15 protein-coding genes are annotated in these 13,155 nt (G+C 61.5%); 7 read left to right on the top strand and 8 right to left on the bottom strand.

All coding sequences use genetic code 11. The features are described from left to right. The first annotated feature begins 31 nt into the window (after nucleotides 1-31). Both J0I64_RS17445 and J0I64_RS17450 read left to right on the top strand, forming a co-directional pair. Nucleotides 32-193 carry a hypothetical protein gene (locus tag J0I64_RS17445; protein WP_291410553.1) on the top strand — a complete coding sequence of 54 codons (162 nt, stop codon included), beginning with the start codon at nucleotides 32-34 and terminating at the stop codon, nucleotides 191-193. Nucleotides 194-311: 118 nt separating this feature from the next. After that, nucleotides 312-707, top strand: coding sequence for a hypothetical protein (locus J0I64_RS17450; RefSeq protein ID WP_291410556.1), 396 nt, complete (start codon nucleotides 312-314; stop codon nucleotides 705-707). A 57-nt stretch (nucleotides 708-764) separates the two neighbouring features. On the opposite strand, the gene J0I64_RS17455 is transcribed toward J0I64_RS17450, so the two are convergent. The 3 genes from J0I64_RS17455 to J0I64_RS17465 all read right to left on the bottom strand — a co-directional run bounded on the left by J0I64_RS17455 (nucleotide 765) and on the right by J0I64_RS17465 (nucleotide 4,460). Further along, on the bottom strand, nucleotides 765-1,256 hold the full coding sequence (locus tag J0I64_RS17455; protein WP_291410557.1) for a hypothetical protein: 492 nt from the start codon (nucleotides 1,254-1,256) through the stop codon (nucleotides 765-767). Further along, nucleotides 1,256-3,367, bottom strand: a complete 2,112-nt coding sequence (locus tag J0I64_RS17460) for an autotransporter domain-containing protein (RefSeq protein ID WP_291410559.1) — start codon at nucleotides 3,365-3,367, stop codon at nucleotides 1,256-1,258. The genes J0I64_RS17455 and J0I64_RS17460 overlap by 1 nt, the downstream gene beginning before the upstream one ends. A 127-nt stretch (nucleotides 3,368-3,494) precedes the next feature. Continuing rightward, entirely contained in the window at nucleotides 3,495-4,460 is a 966-nt protein-coding gene (locus J0I64_RS17465; RefSeq protein ID WP_291410561.1) for a helix-turn-helix domain-containing protein, read from the bottom strand. Nucleotides 4,461-4,656: 196 nt separating this feature from the next. Here J0I64_RS17465 and J0I64_RS17470 point away from each other — a divergent pair, with 196 nt between their 5' ends. Continuing rightward, entirely contained in the window at nucleotides 4,657-5,319 is a 663-nt protein-coding gene (locus tag J0I64_RS17470) for an SH3 domain-containing protein (RefSeq protein ID WP_291410563.1), read from the top strand. Between the two features lie 77 nt (nucleotides 5,320-5,396). On the opposite strand, the gene J0I64_RS17475 is transcribed toward J0I64_RS17470, so the two are convergent. Then, nucleotides 5,397-5,696: a PRC-barrel domain-containing protein gene (locus tag J0I64_RS17475; protein ID WP_291410565.1), complete on the bottom strand. Its 300-nt coding sequence runs from the start codon at nucleotides 5,694-5,696 to the stop codon at nucleotides 5,397-5,399. Nucleotides 5,697-5,855: 159 nt separating this feature from the next. Here J0I64_RS17475 and J0I64_RS17480 point away from each other — a divergent pair, with 159 nt between their 5' ends. The 4 genes from J0I64_RS17480 (at nucleotide 5,856) to uvrB (ending at nucleotide 10,443) form a co-directional block, all read left to right on the top strand. Beyond that, nucleotides 5,856-6,194: a PadR family transcriptional regulator gene (locus tag J0I64_RS17480; RefSeq protein WP_291410567.1), complete on the top strand. Its 339-nt coding sequence runs from the start codon at nucleotides 5,856-5,858 to the stop codon at nucleotides 6,192-6,194. Next, nucleotides 6,187-6,834 carry a hypothetical protein gene (locus tag J0I64_RS17485; protein ID WP_291410569.1) on the top strand — a complete coding sequence of 216 codons (648 nt, stop codon included), beginning with the start codon at nucleotides 6,187-6,189 and terminating at the stop codon, nucleotides 6,832-6,834. The genes J0I64_RS17480 and J0I64_RS17485 overlap by 8 nt, the downstream gene beginning before the upstream one ends. Further along, nucleotides 6,831-7,712, top strand: a complete 882-nt coding sequence (locus tag J0I64_RS17490; protein WP_291410571.1) for a S9 family peptidase — start codon at nucleotides 6,831-6,833, stop codon at nucleotides 7,710-7,712. The genes J0I64_RS17485 and J0I64_RS17490 overlap by 4 nt, the downstream gene beginning before the upstream one ends. A gap of 124 nt (nucleotides 7,713-7,836) precedes the next feature. Next, entirely contained in the window at nucleotides 7,837-10,443 is a 2,607-nt protein-coding gene (gene uvrB, locus J0I64_RS17495) for an excinuclease ABC subunit UvrB (protein WP_291410573.1), read from the top strand. Nucleotides 10,444-10,565: 122 nt separating this feature from the next. Here the strand turns inward: uvrB and J0I64_RS22675 are convergent, their stop codons facing one another. From J0I64_RS22675 to J0I64_RS17510, 4 genes are all read right to left on the bottom strand, one after another. Continuing rightward, nucleotides 10,566-11,036, bottom strand: coding sequence for a HEPN domain-containing protein (locus J0I64_RS22675; RefSeq protein ID WP_366933762.1), 471 nt, complete (start codon nucleotides 11,034-11,036; stop codon nucleotides 10,566-10,568). After that, nucleotides 11,033-12,091 (bottom strand): DUF262 domain-containing protein, encoded by a 1,059-nt coding sequence (locus J0I64_RS17500; RefSeq protein ID WP_291410575.1) that lies wholly within the window; start codon nucleotides 12,089-12,091, stop codon nucleotides 11,033-11,035. Before J0I64_RS17500 ends, J0I64_RS22675 begins: the two co-directional genes overlap by 4 nt. Nucleotides 12,092-12,250: 159 nt before the next feature. Continuing rightward, nucleotides 12,251-12,607, bottom strand: coding sequence for an endonuclease domain-containing protein (locus J0I64_RS17505; protein WP_291410577.1), 357 nt, complete (start codon nucleotides 12,605-12,607; stop codon nucleotides 12,251-12,253). A gap of 197 nt (nucleotides 12,608-12,804) precedes the next feature. Continuing rightward, nucleotides 12,805-13,155: hypothetical protein (locus J0I64_RS17510; RefSeq protein WP_291410579.1), on the bottom strand; the 351-nt coding region annotated here is incomplete at its 5' end.

Consider the following 13,155-nt stretch of genomic DNA (forward strand, 5'->3'; position numbering starts at 1 on the left):
CCGACGAAGACACCTACGATTGAGGCCCGCGATGAAGACAAATGAGCCCAAACTTTCGCCCATGACGCGACGCGGCCCCGATGGCCGTCCACAGGGCACCGAAGAGCTGGAGAAGCGGGCCGCAGAGGCCCAGAAGGCCGCCGAGGAACCGCCCCCGATGCAGCGACCGGTGATCACCAGCAATCCGGACTGACGTGCTGCCACCGGCACCTGCTGCCGGCTGGTTAAGACTCGGTAAAGGGCATACGATCGCCCCCAGCCCGCGGATGACGAGGGTGTTTGTCCGCCGGCCATTTCGGGGGGAATTCATCATGCCCAAAGTTTCGCATCTCTTCTTTCGTGCCGGAATTCTGTTCTTGATCGTCGGAATTGGCCTCGGCCTCATCATGTCGATCAGCCAGCAACACGATGTGATTGGCGCCCACGCCCACATCAACCTGCTCGGCTGGGTGACGAGCGCCCTGTTCGGCGGTTACTACGCACTCAATCCTGCCAAGGCCGAAGGCATGCTGCCGCGCGTGCATTTCTGGCTTTATACCGCCGGCGTCGCCATCATGAGCGTCTCGCTTTACCTGCTGCTCAAGGGCAATACCGGCATGGAACCACTCGTCGCGGTTGGCTCGCTGCTCACCGCGGCCGGCGTTCTGATCGCCGCCTATGTCATCTTCACGCCGGCCGCCGCAGGCCGCATGCAGCCTGCCGAATAGAAACCGGGGCCGCCCGCAGCATTCTGCGTGGCGGCCCCGCCATTTCGAAGAAGTCAGCTATTCTTCGAAATCGCCGAAAAACAGCGCATAGAGCCGGTCTTCCAGCGGCCGCACTACGTCGGCATGGACCATGCCCTGCTGCCGCGTCGCCTGCGCCTCGGCCACCAGCCCCGCGATATGATCACGCAGCATCGTCTTCTGGTCCTCGGGCAGCGCCGAAGCCTCGAGCTGTGCCATCGGCGCGGCAAAGACCGCATCAAAGTCCTCCTGCGACAGCGTCGCCATATAGCCGCTCGCCACCGCATCATAGGCAACTGCCCAGCTTTCCCGGCTGAACCCGGCCGCCGGAATGCGATTGGCGCCCAGCGAGTCATAGTCGAAGTAGAGATCGCCCGCGTCGGCCACCATGCCCTCGCCGGTTTCGGCTGCCATGACCTCGACGATATCGACGACCGCCCGCGCCTCCTCTGCCGTCAACGCCAATGCCGGCGCCGCCAACCCCATAGCCATCGCCAGCACGCCGGCGCGCAAACTCCAGAACTGCTTCATCAGAAAGCTCCCTTGAGACCGGCCGAGATGGCCACGGTCGGATCACGTCCATTGCTGGCCAGGTGTACCGAGCCTGACAGCGCCACTGCATCGTTGATGGCATGGTCAAGTTCGAGGCCCACGCGACCCCAGGTCTGCGCATAGGAGCCGCCGCCGAGCGAGAAGCTGAAAAGCCCATCCACCTGCCCCACCGCCGAAGGCGCCGTGCCGCTGCGATGCGCCACTTCCAGTGTCGTGCTGAGCTTGGTCTGGCTCGAAAACTCCGTCACTGCCGTCACACCCACGCGAATATCGGTGTGCCCCAGCACCTGCGCCGCAAAGCTCGCCGGAAACGGTCCGCCGGTCTCGTCATAGCCATTGACCCGCAACCCGCCAAAAGCCGCCGACGCCCACGGATTGATGCTGGTATTGCCGATGACAGCCGCTTCCAGCCAATCGGCGCGCACCCGCACCACCCCACCAAGGGCATTGGTCTGTCCGCTCGAAACCGCCGTCGCCGCGCCGTTGGAATAGGCCCGGTCGATATTGGCCTGCCAGCCGCCCAGCATGCCGGTCACGCTCAAGAGCAGCGGCGTGCCATCCGGCTGCCAGTCGGCCTCCCCCAGCACATATTGCCCGCTCATGTTCATCGCGCCGCCCAGCGACAGCGCCTGCCAGGCCCGCGTCGTGCCCACCGCCGCACCAAGCCGCACCGCCCCACCCGCGAGATCGACGCACGCACCCGTCTCGGCCAGCGCCAGATTGGTGCCGCTATTGCCGTGATGCGCAAAGTCCCCCGTCGCCCAGGCGCACATGTCGCCCGAAAGGTTCGGCGTCAGCATCAGCGGCCGGTGATGCGCGCCGTTCATCGGCAACCAGGTCAGAAACTCGCCGACGCTGGCGATCCCCGCCGCCGAATAAAGCGAGGCGTGATACTCGTTGATATTCATCAACCCGCCCGGATGCTCGCCTTCGCCATCCACAGCGCCCCGCGCCAGATAGCCGAACCAGCCGCCGTCCTCGTCGCTCATCTGCCCCACGACGACCGTGCCATCGTCGGAAATGCCGAGCGCCAGTTCGAGGCGATAGCCCGCTGTCGAAACGCCATGCCGCGCCAGCCAGTCGGACACGGCCTCCATACCGGCCTCCTCAGACCACCGGAAAGCCAGATCCAGGTTGTCCTCGTCCGAACTGATACCGACCACCCACCGGCCGTCACGCGACACCGCCTCGGCGCTGGCGTAGTCGCCGCCGAGGGTCCCGAGGTCCATCATCTGCACATTGGACGCGACCCCATTGGTGGCGCCCTCCTTCCAGCGGAAGGCAAGCATCCGGCCGTCCGGATCGTTCGACCAGCCGACCACCACCGAACCATCCTCGGATGCGGCCTTGGCCTGAGAACCCCCGGTCATCCCGGTCAGCGAACCCAGGTTCTCCGCAACCACCGCTCCGCCCGTCTCCAGCGGGCTGAGATCCCACCGTGTCGCCGTTTCGGTGAAGCCCCCGCCATCGCTCCAGCCAACCACATATCGGCCGTTCCCTGAAATCCCCTGCCCAAGCGCCGTGCCGTATCCGCCCGGCAGGCCGGCGAGTTGATACATCTGCGCATTGCCGGAGACCCCGCCAGTCGCCCCCTCGATCCAGACAAACGCACGTCGATTGCCCTGCCAGAAGGAATAGCCGGCAACACGGGTGCCATCGTCCGAAACGCCGCGTGCATAGCTGGAAGCCGACGAAACGCCCGGCGCCAGTGTTCCGAGCGGGGCCAACGTCCCGCCGCCCACGCCACCGACAAACCGCCAGGCGGAGAACCCACCGGAGACCGTGCCCCCGTCGCCAACCACGACATTCCCCTGCCGGTTGATCGCCAAGGCCCTCATCCACGAGCCAAGGTCGGGCAGACGCAGGAATTGGCCATCGGTCTGGCCAATGAATGCCTCGTCGTTCACGTTGCCCGCAAAGGTCGAGCCATCCCCGCTGAGCGAAACAATGTGCATATCCCAGCGCTGAAAGGCGGTCTGTGCTTCCGCCCGCGGCGCCAGCACCAGTGCCGTCGTCGCCATCAGAACACCGGCCAGCAGCCAACGCCCCACGTTCCGCCGTTTCCGTATTCCAAAGGCGCGTGCCGTCATGAAATTCTCCCAAAAAGAAAAGCCGACCCTTGCGGATCGGCTTTGCCAATTAGGGAACTCGTTTCACCATCTCAACGCGGCGAACACGAAGGCATAACGATTGCCATTTCGCATAATGGCCCGAGGGCTAAACCTCGGTTTCCCCGCGCTTCCAGGCGCCCGGGGTCACGCCGAAGCGGCGGCGGAAGGCCGTGACGAAATTGCTGACCTGCTGATAGCCCAGCTCCCATGCCAGTTGCTTGAGCGGCAGCGGCGTTCCCGCCTCAAGCGCCTTGCGCGCCGCCTCGAGCCGCGCATCGCGCAGAAAGGCGAACACCGTTGTTCCATAGAGCTCGCGAAATCCGCGATTGAGGCGCTTCGGCGATAGCCCCACATCCTTGGCCAGCGCATCGAGATCGGGCGGCTCCCGCAGATCGTGCAACAACCGCTCATGCGCCACGCGCACCTTGGCTAGATCCCGCACTGGCAGGGCCTCCTCCGCCTGACCAGACCGCTCGAGCACCCCGAATTGGTGCGCCAGAAATTCCAGCGTCTTCGCCTGGCGGAAAATCCGGTTCATCGGCCCTCTAAAAGCCGGTTGCAGCAGTTCCTGCGCCACCAGCCGCAGCCGCGTCGGCAGCGCCGCCATGTCGAGAACATTGTCGCGACAATGATCGAGGCTCTCGACCAGCAATTCCGGCACCGCCTCACCCGCCAATATATCGAGTGCTTCCGGCTCCAGCCGCACCGCCACCGAGCGCCATCCGTGATGCGCATCCACCTCATAGGCGGCGCGACGCTCCACTGGCGTCATCACATAGCTCCGGCCGTCCTCGCGCCAGACCTCGTCCCCGCAGCCCTCAAGACTTGCCACGCCCCGGCTCGTCAAAATGGCGCCAAGTATAAGCCGCCCGCGTTTGGCTTCGCCCCCGTCGACCTCGATCTTGAACCGGCAGCCGGCCGTGGCCTCGCCTCTATAGAGCCAGAAGCCCGGAAAAATGGGCTGCTCCTCCAGATACGCCTTGGAAGCTCCCTGGCGGAAGCTCAGCCGTTCGCGCTCCGAAAAATCGGCGACATGGGTGTGCCCACCGCTCGAAAACAACCACTCAGCCATTCGCGCCCCACCAAAAGAAGCCGGGAAACTAAAGTACAGCCAAGTCTCGTCAAACAGCAAACATTATGAGCGCCGGACATCAATACTGTTGCAGCGATAAATACCGCATTCAGCACCAGTTCAGTGGCAGAGCGCTTTACTTAGCGCAACGAAACGGGAGGGGCTGAGGGCCGAACCCGCGTTTGAGGGATTGAAAATGCACAAGATCGTCGCGCTGGCCGCGCTCTTCTCCACCGCCACCCTGCTCATCGGCACCAGCGCCGCCTGGGCCCAGCCGGGCGTCGCCACCAGCGGCGTCAATGTCCGCTCCGGCCCCGGCACCAGCTTCTCCAAGCTCGGCTCGCTCAAAACCGGCGAACTGGTCGATGTTCAGGAGTGTCAGGGCTCCTGGTGCTATGTCGATCGCAAATCCGACAAGGATGGCTGGGTCGCCGCCAACTACCTGAAGCCGGTCGCAATTCAGGACGATGCCGACGACGCAAAGGACATCCCGTTCAACTTCGGCGTTACTGTCGGCGCCAATGGCCCGTCCATTTCCTTTGGTATCGGCAACCAGCCCGCGCCGCCCCCGCCCCCGCCCCCACAGCCCCAGCCCAACCCGGCCGCCGACAAGGCCTGCTTCTACGCGGGCATCCAATTCACCGGCCAAAGCGCCTGCGTCAATATCGGCGCCAGCTCCACCTTCCTGGTGCCCGGCTGGGACAACGAGATCGAAAGCTTCAAGATCATCGGCGCCGGCAAGGTCGAAATCTGCCGCGATCCGAATTTCGGCGGCGGCTGCGCCGTCTATGTCAGCAGCCAGTCGAGCCTGCCCCCGTCCTATGCCAACAATGTCTCGAGCTATCAGACCTACTATTGAGCGGCCGCAGATGCACCAAAGGCCCGGTCATGCCGGGCCTTTGCCTGTTCTGCGCCTCGCAGGGCGCATCAAGACGCTCAGTGCCGTGGATGCTCGGGCAGTTCCTTGAGTTCGTCCTTGGTCCATGACGTCATGGCATGAACCTCGCCGTGCTCGTCACGCATGAAGTCCAGCTCGTGTATCGGTAGGGCCACGGGTTTCGCCCCGATGCCGAGAAAGCCGCCGACATCGACAATGGCTGTGCTGTCCATGCCCGCGCCGTCGATATGGTCCACGGTCCCGACCTTTTCGTCGTCGACACCATAGATGACGGCGCCCGTGATCATCGCGGGAGTGAGTTCGGCGCTGGACAGGCGTATGTGATGGCTGTGATCCATGATCTTTCTCCTCTCATCTCGGGGAGAAACCGCCGCCTCGCGCCTTACGTTCCGCTGGCGCCCATCACAATGGCGAATGCCTGCCGGGCGGTGCTCCACGCACCTCGATTGACATACCTATCGTCGCAAGGCATAGGCCTAGTAACGATAGGTATGAAAATGGCCCCTTCCTCCTCCACTTTTCTCAATGGCGTTCCCGAGCTGCTGGTCCTGCGCCTGCTGCGCGATCGGGAAATGTATGGTTACGAATTGGTTCAGGCCATTCGCGAGGCCAGCGGCGATCAACTGACCTTTGCCGAGGGCGTCATCTATCCCCTGCTGCACCAGCTTGAGCGCGACGGCGCCTTGGCCACCCGCCGCCAGACCATCAATGGCCGCAGCCGCGTCTATTACTCGGTCACCCCCGCCGGCAATCAGCGCTTCGATGGCCTCTCGGCCCACTGGCGCAGCCTCACCGCAACCATCGCCACGGTTCTGGAAGCGCCCCGCCATGCATGACGCGTTCTCCACCCTGCGCGAAGACCTGCTGCGCGCCGGCATCTCGCCCCGCCGCGTCAATCGCTATGTCCGCGAGCTGTCCGACCATCGCGAAGACCTGATCGACTATCTCGAAAGCCATGGCCGCAGCAGCCAGCAGGCCGAGGACGAAGCCGACCGGCGCCTCGGCGACCGCGACGTCCTCTTGCTCCCCATGCTGGCCGACAACCGCTTCCGCAGCATGGCCGCCCGCTGGCCCGCTCTCTTCTATCTGGCTCTTCCCCTGCTCTCGCAGCTCACGCTCGCCATTGGCTTTGCCGTCTTCCTGGTGCTGGCCGCCTCGAGCCCCCTGCGTCCGGCCATGATCGACCTGGCGGCAGGCGCCGCTCTCCTCTTCCTCATCGCCTCCGTCATTGTCAGTTGGCTCGCCATGTTCGCGGCCTATCAGCGCCGCGCCACTCTCCGTTGGCCGATCCTCGCGGCCCTCGCGATCTCGACGCTCGCCGCCGCCACTCAGATCAACGTCACCATGCCGGCCGCCGAAATTCCGGGGGAGATCACCCTCGCCCTGATGCACCCTGCGCCGCTGCCGCTGCTCACCATCGCGGCCCTCTCGCTTCTGCCGCTCTTCCTCTATCTGGGCCCGAGGTCCGAAGCATGAACCGCCATATCGCCCTGGCCGCCCTCGCGCTCCTCTCCACCCCGGCCCTTGCCGCCTCCGAAACCGGCCAGGTCGCCCGCAGCGACGGCAGCCTCATCCACTACACGCTGGATCGCCCCATCGGCGAAGTCTCCGGCCTCCTGTTGTTGAGCCAGGGTTCTGGCTGCCGCCCAGGCACCCAGAGCCCGGGCCTCGCCACCGTTCGCGCCGCCTTCCCGACCTACGCCGCTCTGATCGTCGAAAAGGCCGGGATCGCCCCGGAAATGACGGTCGACGAGTTGAACTGCCCCGCCGAATTCTACGATCGCTACACCGTCACTCAGCGCATCGACGACTATCAGTCCGTCCTCTCCGCCCTGCCCGCCATTCCCGGCCGCCTGATCCTCTTCGGCGGCTCTGAAGGCGGCTTGGCCGTCGCCATTCTCTCCACCCGCCTCGATCCCGATGCGACCATCATCTTCTCCTCGGCCACCGGCACGAGTTTTGGCGAGATGGTGAAAAGCACCGTCCCGTCCGAAGGGCATGCCAGTATCGACGCCGGTTTCGCCGCGGCCCGCACCAATCCCGACAGCAGCGAGCTCTTTGCCGGACACGCCTACCGCTTCTGGGCCGACATTCTCGACCACCGGACCCTCGACTATATTGGCAAAGCCGACACACCTTTTCTCCTCATCCAGGGCGGTCTCGACACCTCCTCGCCCCTCGCCGCCGCCCGCATTACCGCCGATGCCTTTGCCGCCGAAGGCCGCTGCAACCTGACCTATTGGGAGTTTCCGGCGCTCGATCACGGCATGGTCGATCCCCGGGGCAACGCGCATCTGGCCGACATCGCAGCCCTCGCCGCTGCATGGGTCGAACACCCGGTCCGCGCCTGCTGACCCGTTCCCTTTACGTTCACAATATGTTAAGAGCCGCGCTCAGTTCCCCTGCTGACATTGCGTGACAGGACACCTACCTAAGGTCATCCTGCCTCACCCGTTCTGCTGAAGAAGATCTCGCGCCATGGCCCCCAAGACGACTCGCCCCGGCAAAGCCGAATTTTCCATCGACGAGTTCTTCGCCGAGATCGAAAAGGCCGAGGACATTCAGGCGTCCAAACCGCTCTATGCCGAGCGCATGAAGAACAAGCGCGCCCTCGACCGCGCCGAAGCGGCCGAGAAGGAAGCAGCAGCTCCAAAAACCGCGCTCGAAAAGCGCCGCACCACCAAGTCGAGCCACGACACCGCCACCGGCATGTCGGCGAAAACCAGCAAGACCAAGATCAACTCCGTCGACCGCGTCGACTTCGACGGTTTTGGCGAAGCCCCGCAAGCCGGCTTCGGCCACATGCCATCCAAGGCCGTCACCGCCCGCGACATCTCCCGCGCCGCCGCTGCCGACCCCGAGGCCCAGGCCAAACTCCGCGAAGCCCTCGACGCTTCGGTCAAGAAGAACAAGGCGAAAAAGGGCGAGTCCCTAGAAAACGCCACCACCGTCGGCATCACCGCCACCGTGAAGGCGCTCGAACAGATCATTCTCCACGGCCGCAAGGAAGTGGAAGGCTCCTCCCCCTGGGTGCCGCATCGTCCTGAGCGCCCCGAAAAACTCGAAGGCGGCCGCGCCTTCAAGCTCGCGACCGATTACGTCCCCGCCGGCGATCAGCCCACGGCCATCGGCGAACTCGTGGAAGGCATTTCCAACGGCGAAACAGATCAGGTCCTCCTCGGCGTCACCGGCTCGGGCAAAACTTTTACAGTCGCCCAGACCATCATGCGCACCCAGCGCCCCGCCCTGATCCTCGCGCCCAACAAGACCCTCGCCGCCCAGCTCTATGGCGAGTTCAAGCACTTCTTCCCGGAAAACGCCGTCGAATATTTCGTGTCCTACTACGACTACTACCAGCCGGAAGCCTACGTTCCGCGCACGGACACCTATATCGAGAAGGAATCCACCCTCAACGAGCAGATCGACCGCATGCGCCACTCGGCCACGCGGGCGCTGATGGAGCGCGACGACGTCATCATCGTCGCCTCGGTGTCGTGCATTTACGGCATCGGCTCGGTGGAAGGCTATTCCGCCATGATCATCGACGTGCACCAGGGCGAGAGCATCGACCAGCGCGAAATGCTGCAAAAGCTCGTCGCCCTGCAATACAAGCGCAACGAGCAGGCCTTCACCCGCGGCTCCTTCCGCGTCCGCGGCGATACGGTAGAAATCTTCCCGTCCCACTATGAAGACGCCGCCTGGCGCGTGTCCCTCTTCGGCAATCAGATCGAGAAGATCGTCGAATTCGATCCGCTGACCGGCAAGACGATCGGCGAACGAAAATTCATCCGCATCTATGCGAACTCGCACCACGTCACCCCCCGCGCCACCACCACGGGCGCGATCAAGATGATCCGCGACGAACTCGCCGCGCGCCTGCAGGAACTCAACGGTGCCGGCCGCTTCCTCGAAGCCCAGCGCTTGGAACAGCGCACCCTCTTCGATCTCGAAATGATGGAAGCCACCGGCTCCTGCGCCGGCATCGAAAACTATTCGCGCTACTTCTCCGGCCGCCGCCCCGGCGAGCCCCCTCCGACGCTCTTCGAATACCTGCCCGACAACGCGCTCGTCTTCGTCGACGAAAGCCACGTCACCATCGGCCAGCTCGGCGCCATGTATCGCGGCGACCTTCGCCGCAAGGCGACCCTGGCCGAATACGGCTTCCGCCTGCCGAGCTGCATGGACAACCGTCCCCTCCGCTTCGAGGAGTGGAACGCCATGCGCCCGCAATCGGTCTATGTTTCGGCGACGCCCGGCTCATGGGAAATGGAACAGGCCGGCGGCGTCTTTGCCGAACAGGTCATCCGCCCCACCGGCCTCATCGATCCCCCGGTCGAAATCCGCCCCGCCACCCATCAGGTCGACGACGTCATCGACGAGATCCGCCAGACCATCAACAAGGGCTATCGCACCCTCTGCACGGTCCTCACCAAGAAGATGGCCGAAGACCTCACCGAGTACATGCACGAGCAGGGTATTCGCGTGCGCTACATGCACTCTGACGTCGACACCATCGAGCGCATCGAGATCATCAGGGATCTCCGCCTCGGCGCCTTCGACGTGCTGGTGGGCATCAACCTGCTGCGCGAAGGCCTCGATATCCCCGAATGCGGCCTCGTCGCCATTCTCGACGCCGACAAGGAAGGTTTCCTCCGCTCCGAAACCAGCCTTATTCAGACCATCGGCCGCGCCGCGCGTAACGTCGATGGCCGGGTGATCCTTTATGCCGACAAGGAAACCGGCTCCATGGAGCGGGCCCTTGCCGAAACCACCCGCCGCCGCGAAAAGCAGATCGCCTACAACACCGCCAACGGCATCACGCCTCAATCAGTCAAAGCCCGCATCAACGACATCGTCGACAGCGTCTACGAACAAGACCACGTCACGATATCAATTGGCAAAGGCAAGGACGGCAAAGAAAAGGTCGTCACCGGCGACAACCTCGCGACGGTCATCAAAGACCTCGAACGCGAAATGCGCGAAGCCGCGACGAATCTTGAGTTTGAGAAGGCCGCAAGGCTCCGCGACGAGGTTAAACGGTTGCGCGAGATGGAGTTGGATACGTTGGAAGGCGGAGTGGACTAAGGGCGGCTCATCGAAGCGACCGTACCGACCAACGCTCAGCGTGCGCCCAAGCGAGGGAAATACACCATCGCAGCCATACTGGCGGTGATTGAATGACACTAACCAGCTATGGCGAGCACAAGCTATTCAGGAAGGACAACAGACAAGAGCCCGTCTACAAACTGTAAAGACGCTTGATGGTACCTAATAATCGTGACCATACCCGTTCCATTCTCACCTCCGTGCGCAATCTGATCTCTTATAGTTTTCAGAGAATCTACTGCTAGCCGAGACTCCTCCGAAGTACTACTCTCGACTTCGGGCCACCAACCCCTGTCAAACCTATCTAGTAATTTCGATATTTTTTCGCAGTTTAGACTATTTTCCCAAGAAACTTGCTTCAAAACGAAATTCGCAATTGTCTCGTTTGATCGCCTTCGTGCGTATTCATTCAAGACATATTGGACCGATTTCTCAACCAAACCCGCACTTTTCAGAGCAAGTTGGTTTGAAAAGACATTCTGCAACCGAACGTCTACCTTATCAAACTCGCCCTGAACTAATTTATATTGGAAATCCAGTCGATCTCTCGCAGATCGTATCTCGGCAATCATGGGACAAGGTACGAGCTAGCTAAGCGGATGCGCGTTTCAACATTAGTTTCATCAGCGGTACTTTTACTTACGGCTTCAATATAGTCACGATCTGCAAGCAAGGAGTCATAGCGGCTTCTGAGCAGCCCTTCTTCAACCGAAGTCGATCGCGCCAAAGCGACCATCACAGAATCAAAGACCGCAACATTGAGGGCGCGAACGGGCCTAAACGGCTTCTCGCCAATATGCGCAACGACTAGCGAGCATGTTTTCCTGAAGATGTGCCTATAGTGATCAGCCTCATCAGGCGGGAGGTGGCGCTTGTTGGCCATGAACTCATTTAGAAACTTCCTCATCGGTGCCTTGTAGCGCGCACCGTCCACGAGAAGCGCAAAAAACCGCAAAATCAGCTCTTGATCCTTGGCTCGCTTGTTGGCTCCCCCAAAAATCTTTCTCCAATTCTCATCCGAATTGAGCTCCTCCAACAAAAGCTGGAACTCTCCGTGAAATATCGCTGCTCTTATCTCTTGAGGCTGTAACGGCGTGCCACCTGAATTTAGGCGATCGAATATTTGGTAAACAGAACTATTGTCCGCTTCTGGGAGTGTTTGCTGAATGATGGTCGCATGTATTGTCGCATCGCGAAAACGCCGCTGATCGGTAGGATCCAACTCATCAATAGAACGCCCCTCAAATCTACGTTTAACGCCGCTCAGTCGGAATACTTTATTTGAGTTTTCAAATTTTCCACGACTAAACGCCTGTATAGTCGTAAGCCTTTGCAGCCCATCAATAATTAGATGCTTTTGAGTTTCTTCTTCTCTATAAAGAAAAATTCCAGGAATGGGCAACCCAAGAAGTATAGATTCTACAAACCTGGACGCTTGCGATGTAGACCAAACAAACTGCCGCTGGAAATTCGGCCTATATATGTCCTGTCGCTCCATCCGGGCCACGAGCCCGTCAACTAGAAAGTCAGCACCAAAACTAGTGATCTGATAAACGATACCTTCGTCGTCGATTTCGACATCTGCTGCATCATCCTCAACTTCAGGAAAGTCGAAATCTTCGATCACTATGCGTCTCCGAGATTTATTTGCGTCGAATTTTTAGACCATGTCTGCGCTAGTTCAAGTGCGATTTCTAGGTAATGTGCGACCTAATGCCCGCAGAGGACAGGAATTTCGCACGGCAGCCCATTTTGGGTACAACCGGGCTATCTGGACGAAGAAATGCTAGTTGCCGACATTCGGCTCGCCCAAAACGCCGCGCAGCACATCGAATTTGCCTTCATCGCTGCCCAGCACATCGTCGTTGGGAAACCGCACAACGGAATACCCGAGCCGGCGAAAATAGTCCGTGCGCGAAAGATCGCGCTCAATGCCCTCATCGGAATAGTGGCTGTCGCCGTCGATCTCGACGATTAGTTTTGCTCGCTTGCAAACGAAATCCACCACGAATGGCCCGACGGGTGCCTGCCGCCGGAAATGCCATCCGGCCTCGCGCCAAGGATGCAACAAGACCCAGAAACGCCGCTCAGCGGGCGTCTGCTCTCGGCGCAATTTTCGTGCGAAGGAAATCTGGTCTTCCATGCTGCCCCTCCCGAGAGGAGGTTAGCATTGCGGATGGGGAAGTGAACCCCCACCTAACCTCCCCCTAGAAAGGGGGAGGGACGCAGCGGTTCTTGCCGCAATATCTGGGAGCCACCGGCAGATCCCTCCCCTTACAAAGGGGAGGCTAGGTGGGGATCGGGATGCAGCGGCAAAACACAATCACTCGCTTCCTGCCCTCACCCCAACCACAACCGAAACCGCCGATCCACCTCGGCCTGCGGTGCAAATTCCTGCACCAGCCGCACCAGTTCTCTCGGCTTCACCGCCAGATGGCTCGCGGGCACCAGCACGTGCCCGCCATCGGTGACAAAAATCTCCAGCGTCCAGCCTGTAGACCCGCCGCCGCGATAGCCGAGCGACCCAAAATGGTCCCAGGGAATGACCACCGGCACGGCGACGCGATGATCGACAAACCCCTTCGGCGAGAGCGTCAATTGCGGCGAGCGGTCGAGCAGTTTGATGAGATCATAGCCGCCGAAGAACGCGCCGCCCCCTATAAGAACCAGCCCGATCCATAGCACCTGCCC

The organism is Devosia sp., assembly GCF_017307565.1.
Lineage (GTDB): Bacteria > Pseudomonadota > Alphaproteobacteria > Rhizobiales > Devosiaceae > Devosia.

Excerpts from the sequence above, each read along its gene's own strand:
- J0I64_RS17445 (WP_291410553.1), top strand. The coding sequence starts at position 32 with ATGAAGACAAATGAGCCCAAACTTTCGCCCATGACGCGACGCGGCCCC.
- J0I64_RS17450 (WP_291410556.1), top strand. The coding sequence starts at position 312 with ATGCCCAAAGTTTCGCATCTCTTCTTTCGTGCCGGAATTCTGTTCTTG.
- J0I64_RS17455 (WP_291410557.1), bottom strand. The coding sequence starts at position 1,256 with ATGAAGCAGTTCTGGAGTTTGCGCGCCGGCGTGCTGGCGATGGCTATG.
- J0I64_RS17460 (WP_291410559.1), bottom strand. The coding sequence starts at position 3,367 with ATGACGGCACGCGCCTTTGGAATACGGAAACGGCGGAACGTGGGGCGT.
- J0I64_RS17465 (WP_291410561.1), bottom strand. The coding sequence starts at position 4,460 with ATGGCTGAGTGGTTGTTTTCGAGCGGTGGGCACACCCATGTCGCCGAT.
- J0I64_RS17470 (WP_291410563.1), top strand. The coding sequence starts at position 4,657 with ATGCACAAGATCGTCGCGCTGGCCGCGCTCTTCTCCACCGCCACCCTG.
- J0I64_RS17475 (WP_291410565.1), bottom strand. The coding sequence starts at position 5,696 with ATGGATCACAGCCATCACATACGCCTGTCCAGCGCCGAACTCACTCCC.
- J0I64_RS17480 (WP_291410567.1), top strand. The coding sequence starts at position 5,856 with ATGGCCCCTTCCTCCTCCACTTTTCTCAATGGCGTTCCCGAGCTGCTG.
- J0I64_RS17485 (WP_291410569.1), top strand. The coding sequence starts at position 6,187 with ATGCATGACGCGTTCTCCACCCTGCGCGAAGACCTGCTGCGCGCCGGC.
- J0I64_RS17490 (WP_291410571.1), top strand. The coding sequence starts at position 6,831 with ATGAACCGCCATATCGCCCTGGCCGCCCTCGCGCTCCTCTCCACCCCG.
- uvrB (WP_291410573.1), top strand. The coding sequence starts at position 7,837 with ATGGCCCCCAAGACGACTCGCCCCGGCAAAGCCGAATTTTCCATCGAC.
- J0I64_RS22675 (WP_366933762.1), bottom strand. The coding sequence starts at position 11,036 with ATGATTGCCGAGATACGATCTGCGAGAGATCGACTGGATTTCCAATAT.
- J0I64_RS17505 (WP_291410577.1), bottom strand. The coding sequence starts at position 12,607 with ATGGAAGACCAGATTTCCTTCGCACGAAAATTGCGCCGAGAGCAGACG.